13 protein-coding genes are annotated in these 14,957 nt (G+C 48.6%); 6 read left to right on the plus strand and 7 right to left on the minus strand.

Annotated elements, in window-relative coordinates; translation table 11 throughout:
* Positions 1-2: 2 nt before the first annotated feature.
* From AC5YB1_RS02435 to AC5YB1_RS02455, 5 genes are all read right to left on the minus strand, one after another.
* Positions 3-1,028 (minus strand): succinylglutamate desuccinylase/aspartoacylase family protein, encoded by a 1,026-nt coding sequence (locus tag AC5YB1_RS02435; protein WP_494520573.1) that lies wholly within the window; start codon positions 1,026-1,028, stop codon positions 3-5.
* Positions 1,028-1,933 carry a 30S ribosomal protein S6--L-glutamate ligase gene (rimK, locus tag AC5YB1_RS02440; protein ID WP_494520574.1) on the minus strand — a complete coding sequence of 302 codons (906 nt, stop codon included), beginning with the start codon at positions 1,931-1,933 and terminating at the stop codon, positions 1,028-1,030. The genes AC5YB1_RS02435 and rimK overlap by 1 nt, the downstream gene beginning before the upstream one ends.
* Positions 1,934-2,528: 595 nt before the next feature.
* On the minus strand, positions 2,529-3,884 hold the full coding sequence (gene gorA / locus AC5YB1_RS02445; protein WP_494521563.1) for a glutathione-disulfide reductase: 1,356 nt from the start codon (positions 3,882-3,884) through the stop codon (positions 2,529-2,531).
* A 140-nt stretch (positions 3,885-4,024) separates the two neighbouring features.
* Positions 4,025-4,534, minus strand: coding sequence for a hypothetical protein (locus AC5YB1_RS02450; protein WP_494520575.1), 510 nt, complete (start codon positions 4,532-4,534; stop codon positions 4,025-4,027).
* A 98-nt stretch (positions 4,535-4,632) separates the two neighbouring features.
* A complete protein-coding gene (locus AC5YB1_RS02455; protein ID WP_494520576.1) occupies positions 4,633-5,409 on the minus strand; it encodes a hypothetical protein in 777 nt (258 codons plus the stop codon).
* 281 nt (positions 5,410-5,690) lie between these two features.
* On the opposite strand from AC5YB1_RS02455, the gene prlC reads away from it, so the two are divergent.
* Together prlC and AC5YB1_RS02465 are read left to right on the plus strand one after the other, a co-directional pair.
* Entirely contained in the window at positions 5,691-7,730 is a 2,040-nt protein-coding gene (gene prlC / locus AC5YB1_RS02460) for an oligopeptidase A (protein WP_494520577.1), read from the plus strand.
* 163 nt (positions 7,731-7,893) lie between these two features.
* Complete coding sequence (locus AC5YB1_RS02465; RefSeq protein WP_494521564.1) at positions 7,894-8,763, plus strand: LysR family transcriptional regulator; 870 nt, start codon at positions 7,894-7,896, stop codon at positions 8,761-8,763.
* A 57-nt stretch (positions 8,764-8,820) separates the two neighbouring features.
* Here AC5YB1_RS02465 and AC5YB1_RS02470 read toward each other — a convergent pair whose 3' ends face one another.
* On the minus strand, positions 8,821-10,437 hold the full coding sequence (locus AC5YB1_RS02470; protein WP_494520578.1) for an AbgT family transporter: 1,617 nt from the start codon (positions 10,435-10,437) through the stop codon (positions 8,821-8,823).
* Positions 10,438-11,378: 941 nt separating this feature from the next.
* Here AC5YB1_RS02470 and AC5YB1_RS02475 point away from each other — a divergent pair.
* From AC5YB1_RS02475 to AC5YB1_RS02490, 4 genes are read left to right on the plus strand one after another with little or no spacing between them, the layout of a single operon-like run.
* Positions 11,379-11,945: a LemA family protein gene (locus AC5YB1_RS02475; RefSeq protein ID WP_494520579.1), complete on the plus strand. Its 567-nt coding sequence runs from the start codon at positions 11,379-11,381 to the stop codon at positions 11,943-11,945.
* A 38-nt stretch (positions 11,946-11,983) separates the two neighbouring features.
* A complete protein-coding gene (locus tag AC5YB1_RS02480; protein ID WP_494520580.1) occupies positions 11,984-12,994 on the plus strand; it encodes a DUF3137 domain-containing protein in 1,011 nt (336 codons plus the stop codon).
* Entirely contained in the window at positions 12,994-13,719 is a 726-nt protein-coding gene (locus AC5YB1_RS02485; RefSeq protein WP_494520581.1) for a lytic transglycosylase domain-containing protein, read from the plus strand. The genes AC5YB1_RS02480 and AC5YB1_RS02485 overlap by 1 nt, the downstream gene beginning before the upstream one ends.
* 5 nt (positions 13,720-13,724) lie before the next feature.
* On the plus strand, positions 13,725-14,090 hold the full coding sequence (locus AC5YB1_RS02490) for a nuclear transport factor 2 family protein (RefSeq protein ID WP_494520582.1): 366 nt from the start codon (positions 13,725-13,727) through the stop codon (positions 14,088-14,090).
* A 5-nt stretch (positions 14,091-14,095) separates the two neighbouring features.
* On the opposite strand, the gene AC5YB1_RS02495 is transcribed toward AC5YB1_RS02490, so the two are convergent.
* Positions 14,096-14,935 (minus strand): 23S rRNA (adenine(2030)-N(6))-methyltransferase RlmJ, encoded by an 840-nt coding sequence (locus AC5YB1_RS02495; RefSeq protein WP_494520583.1) that lies wholly within the window; start codon positions 14,933-14,935, stop codon positions 14,096-14,098.
* Positions 14,936-14,957 lie beyond the last annotated feature (22 nt).

A 14,957-nucleotide genomic window follows, 5' to 3' on the forward strand; every position in this document is an offset into this window, starting at 1 on the left:
CTTCATATCACGGGAGTGGTGATAGGGGTGATCTGTTCGTTCATGATCTCAATATGCTCAACCACTTCATCGGCAGCACTGCCAAAATAGGCGATATGGAACATAGCATCACCCTCCAACACGAGGGGGATATTTTGTTTACCTATGACAATACCAGCGCGATTCGAGGTTACTTGCTGGATAAGCTCGCCCATGGGGTTGTTGATTTCAGCCAACACCTCGCCCTGTTCAACATAGGCGCCCAGCTTGGCAAATTCACACACAAAACCACTCGCCGCGGCGCGTGTCCAGTCGCTACGGTTGGCCACAAAGGGCGCTATTTTTTGGCGTAAGCGGCGTTTACGCATCACGCCCAGAGATGACAAGACATTGAGTATGCCTCTGACCCCAGTTTGAATTGATAACTCATCAAAGCGTAAGGCTTCGCCAGCCTCATACAATAGTACCCGCGCGCCATTATTCACCGCTGCTTCGCGCAGGGAGCCGTCCCGCACATTGGCATTGAGCAGTACTGGCACGCCAAAGGCTTGTGCCAAGGCTAATGTTTCACTGTCGTCTAAATTAGCTCTGATTTGCGGTAAATTAGAGCGATGAATCGCGCCAGTATGTAGGTCTATACCATAATCACAATGGCGCACTATGCTGTTGATAAAGGTGTAAGCCACTCGCCCCGCCAGCGACCCTTTTTGCGACCCTGGGAAGCTGCGGTTAAGGTCGCGCCTGTCTGGCATATAACGGCTCTGGTTTAATACGCCATACACATTGACCATAGGCACTAAAATGAGTGTGCCTTTAGTGAGTTTGATATTCAGCTGCAGTAAGCGGCGGATGATCTCAATACCATTGAGTTCATCCCCATGCACCGCCGCACTAATAAACACCTTAGGCCCAGGCTTTTTGCCCCGCATCACATGCACTGGCATCGACACTTGGGTGTCGGTGTACAGGCTAGCGACGGGCAGTTGCAGTTGACGCTGCTCGCCTGGGAGAATATCGACTCCGCCAATGTGTAAGGCTGAGTTATCCATTAGCCTTTACCACGTGTTTTATTGGCATGAGGTTTGGCATTTTTTTCGATAAAGGCATAAATCAGCCCAGCAACATCTTTCTCGGTTGCTTGTTCGATGCCTTCTAATCCTGGTGATGAGTTAACTTCCATGACCACTGGACCATGATTAGATTGCAAAATATCGACACCGCACAGATTAAGCCCCATCGCCTTGGCTGCGTTGAGTGCTGTGGCGCGCTCCTCTTTGCTTAACTTCACCAGTTGCGCGATACCACCGCGGTGCAGGTTGGAACGAAACTCGCCTTCGGCCGCTTGACGCTTCATGGCGGCCACGACTTTATCACCCACAACAAAACAACGAATATCAGCGCCGCCCGCTTCTTTAATAAACTCTTGTACTAAAATGTTGGCTTTAAGCCCCATAAAGGCTTCGATGACACTTTCGGCCGCCTTAGTGGTTTCGGCCAATACCACGCCAATACCTTGGGTGCCTTCAAGCAGCTTAATGACCAGTGGCGCGCCGCCGACATTTTTAATCAAATCTTTGATTTTATCGGGTTTGCTAGCAAACCCAGTGCGCGGCAAACCAATGCCTTTACGCGATAGCAATTGCAGTGAGCGCAGTTTGTCGCGCGAGCGGCTGATGGCCACCGATTCGTTGACGCAAAACGTGCCCATCATCTCAAATTGACGCACCACCGCCGTACCGTAAAAAGTGATCGACGAGCCAATGCGTGGAATAACGGCATCATACTTAGGCAATACTTTACCCATGTAGCGTACGGTTGGATTACTGCTGGTGATGTCCATGTAGCAATGCAGGGTGTCGATAATATCGACCTCATGGCCACGAGCTTCACCAGCTTCTTTTAGGCGACGAGTTGAATAGAGGTTTTCGTTTCGAGACAGAATTGCGATGCGCATAACTATGTTCCTTAATAGCGACCTTAGTCTACCTAAGGCATAAAATTTCAGATTAAATCAGCAGGTAAGAGTGAAACCTATGGTCATGATGGCATGTTAACTAAACAGTAACACATTTAATCGTTAGCTGGATTATTGCCGTTGATTAAATATAGCCATAAATCATATCAAGGCATTGATATTGGCATTTTCACTTGGTTTATCATTCGATTGTTTGCTGTTACTGCTTAAAAATAAGGACGCGACATTAGGGCTAAAAGCGCAGGCTGCAAAGCTAATTATTTTTGTCGTCACAATAAGGTTTTTTGCTTGTGAGCACGGCGGTTTTTGCTAAGGCGTAAGCGATCGTTTTAAGCTGTTGTTAATGGGTGGGTGACGAACATTAAATTGACTAGCGTGGTGCACTGTTGTGGATGTTGGTTGCCAATAGCTGCGGGCTTTTGAACGCTGCAGTAAGCGCCAGCAATTAAGCATAATATTGGCCAGCTATGGGATTAATTCGGCGAGGACGCGGCGCAATAAAAAAGGTTATGTCCTTAAGGGCATAACCTTTTAACCACTATTCATGGATTAATCGATGCTTAGCCAGAAGCTATCAGCGCATCGTCACAAATTCCTCGGCGCCAGTGGGGTGAATGGCAACCACTGCGTCGAAATCGGCCTTGGTGGCCCCCATCTTCATGGCAACGCCAAATCCTTGCAGTATTTCATCCATGCCATAACCTATGCCGTGAATACCCACGACTTTTTCATTGTCGCCAGCGCAGACAAGCTTCATTTTACAAGCTTGGCGATGAGCGGTGACGGCGGTATACATAGAGGTAAAGCTTGAGGTGTACACTTTGACATTGGCTTCACCGTACTGGGCGATAGCTTCTGGCTCTGTGAGCCCCATGGTGCCGATAGCTGGATGGCTAAAGACCACGGTTGGGATCAAGCTGTAATCCATTTTTGCCTCTGTCATGCCATTAAACAGGCGCTCAGACAACAAACGTCCCGCTTTAACCGCCACAGGCGTTAATTCGACGCCGCCTTCGATAATATCACCGACGCAGTAAATGCCTTTCGCTGTGGTATTTTGCTGTGCATCGACCACGACATAGCCCTTATCGTTTAGGGTGACGTCGGTGTGCTCTAGGCCTATTTTATCGGTCGATGGTTTACGGCCGATAGCCCAAATAAGGGTGTCGACCTCATATTGCTCGCCGTTTTCTAAGGTGAGCGTTAGGCTGTTGTCGGCATTTTTGACCACAGATTGTGGCACGCTATGGGTGTGCAGGCTTGGACCGTTACTGGCCATGCTTTCCATCAAGGCTTCGCTTAGCATAGGGTCAAAGTTGCGCAGTGGTGCGTGTTTACGCACAAACAGATGGGTCTCGCTGCCCAGTGCATGCAGCACGCCAGCCACTTCTACGGCAATGTAGCCTGCGCCCACTACGGCGACGCGTTTAGGTTGTTCGTTGAGGGCGAAGAAGCCATCAGAGTCGATACCATATTGGGCGCCCGGAATATCAGGAATGGTCGGTGCACCGCCGGTTGCGATAAGGATATGGTCGGCACTGTAATGCTCGCCATTGACTTCGATGGTGTTGTTATTGATGAAACGCCCATAACCGCGCACTAAGGTGACGCCATTGTTTTCAAGGCCGCGGTCGTATGAACCGTGGATGCGCTTGATATAGGCTTCGCGGCTTTCGACTAGTTTGTTCCAATCGAATTTATTGACCGCCACATCGAAGCCATAATCTTTGGCATATAAGTGCATGGCTTCGGCGACCTGAGCGCCATACCACATGACTTTTTTAGGCACACAACCTACGTTGACGCAGGTGCCACCAAGAGCTTTTGCTTCTATCAACAGTACTTTAGCGCCACGCATAGCAGCGCGGTTTGCCGAGGCGATCCCCCCACTGCCTGCGCCTAAACAGATATAGTCAAAGTGTTGAGCCATCATTATCTCCAAATTCGAACGATTGCATATTGCGGTCATTGTAGGGGCAAACCGCTTGTCAAACCAGTGGCGTTTTTGGCTTTATGCAAAGACCATATGCTGAGTAAGTGCTTTGGGTTGATGCTATTAATGGACTGAGGTTAGCGCTTGTATTGGCATTTTTGGTAGTCGCTCACTGAGGGGCCTTCGGCGCCGCATTTCATACAGGCCCATTCGCTTCTACGGATATTAAGCTCATCCCGATGAAAGCCAAACTCGGGTTTAGATTGTGACCGTAATTTGCTTTTTAATTGGTTCATACGTTGATGCAGCCAACGGCAACTAGGATCATCGGCTACTTGTTGCCTCTGTGCGATGCGTTGACGGTTATCTTTTTTTGACTTTTTACTGGTCTCACGGCGCTGGGATTTAGATTGCTTAGTGGCGGGCAGATCCTGAGGGCGATAATGTAGCGCACTGCGGTGCTCGTCTGGGATCATGATAGGGTTACCTTCACTGTCTAACGCGCTGTCTGCGGGCAAGGTTATCGGTTTACTGGTTGGTGGCGTTGCGGGCTGGAGTGATTGTAACGGTTCGCCTGCTTGGGCTTTGCCGTCAATGGCATTGAGTATCATCAAGGTGATTATGGCGCTGCGGATAACATTAGGCATTCCTTGTCCCTCATGGTTGCTAAAGGCGTTCCTTGCCTTTATGTCAGCTTTAAAGCTAGTTGAGATTAGCCCTAGGTGCAACACGCTTTAAATGCGCGTTATAAGCTCCAGTTGAGGTGTAAGCCGGCAAAGGTATGATCTAAGTCGCCGTTATTGGGGCCCACCTCACGCTTAATATCTTGCTGGGCTAAGGTGTGGCTAATATGGCCCGACAGGGTCAGCTGTGGGCTGAATTGATATTGGATTTCGACGCCTAACTGTAAGTGGTTACGGCCATTATGTGCTTCAGTCGCATATTGAAAATCAAAGCCTTGGGTGACATAAGGGGTGATAGTTAGTTGTGGTGAAAGCGCCCACTCACTGTGAAGGTTGGCTTCAACAAAATAGCCTGCAGCTTCAGTAGAGTAGGTATAGGCAATCGAGGGGGTGAGCCAGCCAATATTTGTGTAGCTAAGTGAGGCAAACAGTTCGTTATCAGTGCATTCTTCATCACCATAGACTTGGATGCGTTGGTAGCCTAGTGAGCCATCAAAGCGATCACCAAGAGGTAAGGCGTATTCTAGGCCGAGGTTCCATTCGATGTAAGTCATGCTATCGGCGCGCCCAACCGTGCCATATAGGGTGATATCGTGCTGTTGCCAAGCGGCAGTTGCCCAGTAAATGCCCCCCTCGTCCAAATTATTACGGCCTTGGGAAATATATTGGTTGTCCCATGCTAAGTCGATGATAACGTTATTGGAGGATGGCTCGAAGGTGATGATATTGTTTAGGTGTAAATCATCGACGCTGCCTGAGGGGATCATGTCCGCCGCCAATAGCGGCGTGCCAATTGTCAACAACGCTGTGGTGATCAAGGGTGTGGTCAAGCGATTCATGTTAAACATTAGCCTAAACAGAACGAGAATGGAGTGGATCATAGCGTCACCGAAATCAAACGAAAATGAGAATAAGTTGTATTTGAGACCGGCTTATCAATTATGTTTTTAGGTGCTGCGGGCTAACTCTTTTTTAAGCGAGATCACAACATTAATGTGTATCGGCTGCTAGAGAGCGTTATAGTGAGCCTTTTTAAGCGGGTTTGGTATCAAATGCTTGAATCACGTGGCCATCGCCCATATTTAGTGGTGTATATCTGTCGATCTTTAGAGGAAACAACATGAGCAATCCTTTGCTAAGCAAAGCGGAATTACCGCTTTTTTCGCATATTAAACCTGAGCATATTCAGCCTGCCGTCGAGCATGGGATTGAACAGTGTCGTCGCAAAATCGATGAAGTATTGGCCTCTGGCGGCCCATATACTTGGGATAATTTTGTGGCGCCGTTAGAGCAAGTCGATGATGAACTCAGCCAAATTTGGTCGCCAATATCGCATATGAACGCGGTGTTAAGCACCGACGAATGGCGCGCTGCCCATGATGCTTGCTTGCCGCTGCTGTCTGAATACGGCACCTATGTTGGCCAGCACCAAGGCCTGTATCAGGCGTATAAATCACTTAAAGAATCGGCCGAATTTGCCAGCTTGAGTCAGGCGCAGCAAACCAGTATCGAGCATAGTCTGCGAGATTTTGAGCTGTCAGGCGTAGGATTGAGCGATGAAGATAAACAACAATATGGCAAATTGGTGAAGCGTTTATCTGAGCTAACCAGTCGCTTCTCTAATCAGCTGCTCGACGCGACGCAGGCGTGGAGCAAATTGATCACCGATGAGGCCGAGCTTGCCGGTCTGCCAGAGTCGGCAATTGCTGCCGCCCAAGCCATGGCAGAAGCCAAGGGGCAGCAAGGCTGGTTATTTACCTTAGATTATCCCTCTTATCTACCAGTGATGACCTACAGTGATAACCGTCAACTGCGCCAAGAGTGCTATACCGCGTTTGTCACGCGGGCGTCGGATCAAGGCCCGAATGCCGGTGAATTTGATAACGGCCCGCTGATGGATGAGATCCTTGCGTTACGCCACGAGCTAGCACAGCTGCTGGGCTTTAAGAGCTATGCCGAAAAGTCGCTGGCGACCAAGATGGCGCAGTCGCCACAACAGGTGATCGACTTCTTAGAAGAGTTGGCAACACGCTCTAAAGCCCAAGGTGAAGCCGAATTAGCCGAACTGACCGAATTTGCCAGGCAGGAATACGGCGTGAGCGAGCTCGAACCCTGGGATCTCACCTATTACGCGGAAAAACTTAAGCACCACAGATATGAGATCTCACAAGAGCTATTGCGTCCCTATTTTCCTGAAGATCGCGTGCTGTCTGGACTGTTCTATACCGTCTCGCGTCTGTTTGGTTTAACCGTTGAAGAGCAAGCCGAATTTGATACTTGGCATAAAGATGTGCGCTTTTTCACCATAAAAGATGCCCAAGGCCAGCACAGGGGCAGCTTTTACTTAGATCTGTATGCCAGAGAAGGTAAACGCGGCGGCGCTTGGATGAATGATTGTCGTGTACGACGTCAAACCGCTAATGGTTTGCAGCATCCGGTGGCCTTTTTAACCTGTAACTTTAACGCCCCTGTGGCGGGTAAGCCTGCGCTGTTTACCCATGATGAAGTGACGACCCTGTTCCACGAGTTTGGCCATGGTATTCACCATATGTTGACTCAAATTGATGTGGCCGGTGTGTCAGGGATCAACGGAGTACCTTGGGATGCGGTGGAGTTACCGAGTCAATTTATGGAAAACTGGTGTTACGAAGAGGAAGCATTAGCCCAAATTTCAGGTCATTTTGAAACGGGTGAACCACTGCCTAAGACGCTGCTTGATAAAATGCTGGCGGCGAAAAACTTCCAATCGGGCATGATGATGTTACGTCAGTTGGAGTTTTCGCTGTTTGATTTTCGTTTGCACCATGAGTATGACCCGCAAGTGGGGGCGCAAATTCAAGCCAAACTCGATGAGGTTCGACGCCAAGTGGCCGTGGTCCCCACTGCCGACTTTAACCGTTTTCAACACGGTTTTGCGCATATTTTTGCGGGAGGCTATGCAGCAGGTTACTACAGCTACAAGTGGGCTGAAGTGTTATCGGCCGATGCATTTTCTCGTTTCGAGGAGGAGGGGATCTTCAATGCGGCAACCGGACGTAGCTTCTTAGAAAATATCTTAGAGATGGGCGGTAGCTTAGAGCCAATGACCTTATTTAAGCGTTTTATGGGCCGCGAACCCAAGATTGACGCCCTATTGAGACATTCGGGTATTCAAGCTTAATATCAATGCTTTATAGCAAAATGCCAATCTTTAGGGGTTGGCATTTTTGTATCGAGTGTTCAGCTAACAACGCGCTATTGCAAGGTGACAGTGGGGCGTGGCTTACAAATTACGCAAAATCATGTAAGGTTATCAATATCTGAAAACTTGATTATATTTTGTGATGATAAATCCCATTTGGCTACGAAGTTTTTGCACCTTGGTGGAATTAGGGCATTTCACCCGCACCGCCGAGCGCTTGCACATGACTCAATCTGGCGTCAGTCAGCATGTGCGTAAATTAGAAGAGCAGCTGGGCACGCCACTGTTAGTGCGTGAGGGCAAGCAGTTTTCACTGACCGACGCAGGGCAAACCCTCTACCAACAGGGGGGCGGTATACTGCAGGCGCTGCAGCAGCTACAACAGGCGGTGCGCCAAGACCCTCCCTTTGCGGGCATAGTGCGGGTGATGTCGCCTGGCAGCATGGGGTTAAAGCTGTATGCAGACTTGCTCGATTTGCAGCAGCTCCACCCTCAGCTGGTGCTCGATTATCGCTTTACCTCTAACTCAGGGGTTGAGCAGGCCATTGCCCAACTCGATAGTGATATTGGCTTAATGACACGGCAACCGACCTTAAGCGAAGTGCACGGTCACAAGGTGGGGCAGGAGTCATTACTCCTGGTGACACCAGCGCAGTCGCCCTCGTTAACTTGGGCAAGCTTAACCCAGTTGGGGTTTATCGATCATCCCGATGGCGCGCACCATGCCAGTTTGTTGTTAGGTGCCAATTATCCCGAGTTTGAGTACAGTGAGCCCTTGCCAACGCGCGGCTTTTCTAACCAGATAAGCCAGATCCTCGAGCCGGTGAGTCGTGGCTTAGGCTTTACCGTGTTGCCAGCCTATGCGGTTGAAGCGTTCACGCGGCCTGAGCGAATAAAGGTGCACGCTTTATCTGTCCCCGTGAGCGAGCCTATCTATTTGTGTTACAGACGAAAGTCGGCATTACCACAGCGGGTGTTGTCAGTGATAGATGTGATAAAAACCCTCTTGTGAGCGTATGATAACAACACGCCGGATGGGCTCCGGCGTGTTGGTCTGCAGGCTGAGTTATTAAGGCGTGTAGTAGGTCGCCGCACCGGGGCCAACGGGTAGGCCTAAGGCAAATACCCAGATAAAGAAGAAGCAGGTCCACCCGATAAAGAACACGATAGAGTAAGGCAACATGGTGGCGACTAAGGTGCCTATGCCTAAGTTTTTCTTATACTGGGAGGCAACCGCCAAGATAAGCCCGAAATAACTCATCATAGGGGTAATAAGGTTAGTGACCGAATCGCCTATTCGGTAAGCCGCCTGAATGGTTTCAGGGGCATAACCGACCAACATCAACATAGGCACAAAGATCGGAGCAGTCACCGCCCACTGCGCCGATGCGCTGCCCAGCATCAGGTTGATAAACCCACACATCATAATAAACAGCAAAAATACCAGCGGCCCAGTAAGGCCAACGGCATTTAAGGCATCGGCCCCGGTAACTGCCAATACCGCGCCTAGATTAGTCCATTTAAAAAATGCCACAAATTGCGAGGCAAAAAACACCAGCACAATATACATGCCCATGGTGCTCATGCTGTGAGACATGGCGTCAATCACATCTTTGTCGCGCTTCATGGTGCCCACCACCTTGCCGTATACTAAACCCGGAATGGCAAAGCAGATAAAGATAAAGGCGACGATCCCTTTGAGAAACGGTGACCCTGCCACTAAGCCTGTTTCAGGGTGACGCAGTGGCCCGTTTTCCGGCACTATGGTCAAGGCTAAGATGGCGCCTAACACCACAGTGGTGATGGCCGCAGCCTTAAGGCCACGCTTTTCTACTGCGCTTACACCATCCATTTTTTGTGCGCCTAGGTCGATACTGGCTTCGCTAGCATCGTATTTACCTAGCTTAGGCTCGACAATTTTTTCAGTAACCAGAGCACCTAACCCAGTGATCACAAAGGTCGACACAAACATGAAATACCAATTCACCTCTGGGCCGACTAAATACTCAGGATCGATCATCTGCGCTGCGGCCTCGGTGATACCTGACAACAAGGGATCGACCGTACCCAGTAATAAGTTGGCGCTATAACCGCCCGAGACCCCAGCAAATGCCGCGGCCAGCCCAGCCAGAGGGTGACGGCCTAAGGAGTGAAAAATCAAGGCTGCCATAGGGATGAGCACCACATAACCCAGCTCGGATGCGGTATTTGAGACGATACCGGCAAACACTATGGTTAAGGTGACTAAACGCTTTGAGGCGCCCATGACCAGTGAACGCATGGCTGCCGATAGCAGCCCTGAACGCTCTGCAATGCCCACCCCAAGCAAGGCCACCAATACAGTACCCAGCGGAGTAAAGCCAGTAAAGTTAGTCACCAGATTTGAGACTATCATTCGCAAACCTTCGCCATTCATTAAGCTGACGACATGGATCAAGCCATCGGCACTGCGTCCTGGGGCACCTTCTGGGCGGGGATCTGTGACTGTGAGTTCAAAATAGCCAGCAATACCACTAATGACGATGACGGCGAGGCAGAATAGAGCAAATAAAGTGATGGGGTGGGGGAGTAAATTACCAAGGCGTTCGACGATATTTAAAAATCGCACAAATAAACCGCTCTGTTCCGGCGGTTGTTCGGCAGTTGTTGCACGACTGCCAAAGTCATCTTGTTGCTCAAGACTCATGTACTTTCCTTCATTATGGGCATCTTTGTACCCTAAGTTATTGTTTTGTTATTTTGGGTGGTGCAATGTTTCTATGATGAAGCAAGAGTTTTAACTGAAACTTAAATCGGTAGGCGATGGGACGTGGCGTATAGATAAAAAAAGCCCGCTCTGGAGGGATACGGGCTAAAAAAGTGATGATTGTCCCCTCGCCAACGGAGATGGTCTTGGGAAAATCAAAGCATAAGGCTTTGATCCTGTATCTAGACTGAATAAGTGGCTGACGATGATGATGCCGCTAACTGCAGCAGGCTGTTTACGCGATGTTCGACCGCTTAGAGGGTAAGCTGGTGGATTAATTTTGGGCAAAAAAAATCCCTTACATTGGGGAAAAGTAAGGGACAAAAGCTGTGATTAACCCACAAGGTCAAGTAAGGTCAATGACGACTATATTAGCGCCCAAATACTGTACCTAAGCTGAACCGGTATCAGCTAATTTAATGTCGTTTTTAAATAGCTTTGGACCGAAGGAGGGGGTGTATGCTCGCGGCTAAGATGGGCCATAGGCGTTAACCTCAATATCACTTAATGCCTCTGTTTTGTTTGTAGTGTTTTATCTTTAGTTATTGTTTATTAATCACTTTATTTTTTGCTCTTATCTTTGGGTGTGACTTTTTTGGGTTTTAGGTTAAATTAATGATGTAAGGCAGATAACTGCATGTTTGAATGGTGATAGAGAGCTTATTTCCATATGCTTTATTGTAAATGGTTTAAATAACCATCAGTTTGATATTGCTGGGGCTGTAGATAAATCACTGGAAATATGACGTAAAATCGGTAAAGGTGATGCCGTATGTTATGCAGTACTCGATTGCATGGGGTCAGTATCATGGATGTGGTGCTACTGGTTAATAAGTGCCAATACAACATAATAGGCCATTAAATATGGTAAGGGAGAGGTAATGCAAGGTTTACTGTTAGCTTTAGGGATAGTGGTCATTATTACCTACCTTTGGTATGTCAGCCTGATCAAAAAGCGCAATGCCGCGCGTGAGGCGTTATCGGGGATCGACGTACAGTTGAAGAAGCGTGCTAATTTAGTGCCCAATATCCTCAAGATCGCTAAAAAGTTTATGGAGCATGAGAAGTCACTATTAACCGAGATCACCGAACTGCGAAGCCAAGTCACCGCAGGCTATGACAATAATGATCCCCAAGCGATTAAACAACATCTAGCGCAGGCAGAGCAGCTTAATCAAAAAATGGGTCAGTTAATGGTGAATGTCGAAAACTACCCAGAACTCAAGTCAGACATCACCATGCTGCAAGCCATGCAGACCTACAACGAAGTTGAAGAGCATATCTCAGCGGCGCGCCGCTTCTATAATGCCGCAGTGTCTGAACTTAATACGGCGGTAGAGGTGTTCCCCGGCTCCATTATTGCGTCTATGGCTAATGTTAAGGTGATGCCGTTTTATGAAGCCGATGAAGTATCGAAAGCGCCAGTGGATGCGGCCGATTATCTGTAATTATGTCTCACTCATGGTTTCGCCACTAGGTCACTGCAGTGAACGTGCTTAGCTTTATTTTTGGTGCCCCGATAAAACCGCTGCGCCAGCCACAGCGTTTGGTGGCATCCAAAGAGGAATTAGCCCAGTTTCAGGCGCATTATCAGCAACATATTGAGCCATTAACGCGTAAGTTCGAAAATCATCGCATCGCCAGTCTTAAGGCGTTAAGGCTGCGAATTTACACCAGCATGGCGATAATTGCGGGGTTGGGATTAGTCGCACTGCTGTATGGCGCGCGTCACTATATCCAAGTGCCTTGGTGGTTACTCTTACTGCCGCTTGCTGGCCTACTGTGGTGGTGTTATCGCCCGATAAAGCGTTATAAGCGAGATGTAAAACAGCAAGTTTTTCCTAAAATTTTTAAATATTTTGGCGATGATTTTATTTTCAGCCCCAGCCACAGAATGAGCTTGCCTTTGCTCAAACGCTCTAAATTGCTGCCCGATCATGACAATGCCCTATTTGATGATTATGTGCAGGGAGCACATAAGGGGGTCGATATTGCCATCAATGAGCTTACCCTCACTAAACGGGTTCGGCGTAAAAAGCGCACCGAAACCGCTACCGTATTTCGTGGCGTCATGGTGCTGCTGAGTAGTCATAAGGCGTTTAAGGGCCATACTGTGGTGGTTAAAAATCGCGGTGGCTTGATTAACTTCCTGTCAAATTCTTTTAAAACCCTCACGCGGGTGAAGCTTGAAGATCCGCGTTTTGAACAACAGTTCGATGTATTTTCTACCGACCAAATCGAGGCCCGGTATCTGCTGACGGTCAGCTTTATGGAGCGACTGCAAACCTTGGCCGAGCTGTTTTCAGGTAAGATACAGTGCGCTTTTTATGAAAATAAGCTGCTGATCATGCTAGAAAGTCACGAAAATCGCTTCGAATTAGGCTCGATATTTAATGGGGCGACATTTGAGTATGAATTTAGTCAAATAAACCGTGAGATGAAGCAGCTATTTGCTATGATTGAGGTACTTAAACTCGATCAAGATATTGGATTGTAATGACAGGTACGCCTTTTCGTTTACCGCTGTTTTGCCGTTATGCTGTGCTACTGCTGCTCACCAGCTGTGCGGGGGTATGGGCGCAAGAGTCTGCTGGAAAGCCACATTATAAGGCGACATATTCTAAACAAGGTATTCTCGGTAATCATGATGCGCCAGCCGCTATCGATGCGCCCGTCGACAAAATTAAGGTGTATCAATACACGCAGAATAATGGCGTAGTGGCATTTGCCGACCACGCTCCAGGCAGTAGCGATTTTAGGGTGCTGCTGTATGACTGTTTTGCCTGTCAGAGCGACTCCACGTTAGACTGGCAAAAAATTCCCCTGTTTAGTGCCGATTACGATGAGTTGATTGGGCGTGCCGCCACCGAACATGGGCTTGACCCTGCCCTCATACGCGCGGTTATTCATGCTGAATCAGCCTTTAACGTGTTTGCGTTGTCACGCAGTGGTGCCATGGGATTGATGCAGTTAATGCCTGCCACCGCCAAAGAGATGGGAGTGGATAACCCTTATCGTCCCGAGCAAAATATCGATGGTGGAGCGCGCTATTTAGCCAAGATGCTGGCTCGATTCGAGGGCAATATCGACTTGGCCTGCGCCGCCTATAATGCAGGGCCAACGACGGTAAGCCAATATCAAGGTATTCCGCCATATCCTGAGACGCAAGCTTATGTCAAAAGGGTTAAAATTTTATTCAAGCGTTATCAACAACTCGGGTAACGGCCATGCTAAAACAGTCGATTATTGAATTAGAATTAGCCCTACTCAACCCCGAGGTTCGTCACAGTATCTCGACACTCGATCGGCTGATCCACGACGAATTTATAGAAATTGGCGCCACGGGACTCGGTTTTGGTAAACCAGAGATATTGCGGCGTTTGCCCGAAGAAAATACCCCTAGGTTCACCGTGGTCGATATTCAATACCGTCAATTAAGTGAAAATATTGTGCAGCTGACATACCGCGCCAGCTTTAAGCCAATCAATGCGCTGGATAAGCGCTATTCGCTACGCTCATCTTTGTGGAAATATGGGGGCGACCGCTGGCAGATCATCTATCATCAAGGTACGCCCTGCGAGGCATTTTTTTAAACGCTTTATTCGCCCACTTCCCAGGTGACTTGAGTGCTGCCGCCACCTTGATTAAGCAGTGGGCCCAGATAATCTAATGTGGTTTGCGCAATTTCGTCGAGTTGCCATGGTGGGTTAATGACCCACAATCCAGCTGCGGTCATACCAAACTCATCACTGTCGGCCTTAATCGCTTGCTCGATACGCAGCTGACGACGAATACCGCTTTGCTTTAATAACTCAAACATCGACTCGGTTTGCGCGCGATTCACCACAGGATACCAGATCATATACACCCCGGTGGCAAAGCGCTTATGGGCTTGAATTACCGCTTTGGCCACCTCTTGATAATCGGTTTTCATCTCATAGCTAGGATCGATTAATACCACGGCGCGGCGTTCCAGTGGCGGCACAGCTGCTATCAAGCCTTGTAGGCCATCGCCCTTAATCACCTTGATTTTTTTGTCTGCGCCTAGCTGCTCATCTAGGGTCAGAAAGTCGGCGCTATGCAGTTCATGCAGCACCATACGATCGTTTTCGCGCAGGTTCATATCGACAAAGGAAGGTGAGCCTGGGTATAACTCAAGTTCATCGGCGGCGTTAAAATGCTTAACATCGTTGATGTAATCTTGCAGCGCCGGTGGCAGGTCATCTTTGTCCCACAGTTTAGCCACACCCTCTAAGTACTCACCGGTTTTTTGCGCAAATTCATCCGACAAAGCATAACCACCTGCCCCCGCATGGGTATCGATATACACCATAGGTTTATGTTTCTTATGCATAAGTTTAAGGGTTTGCAGCAACAGGGTGTGCTTAAGTACATCTGCATAGTTTCCAGCGTGATAGCCGTGGCGATAACTTAACATGGGAGATCTTTATTGGTGATGA

This window comes from Shewanella sp. 433, assembly GCF_059338565.1.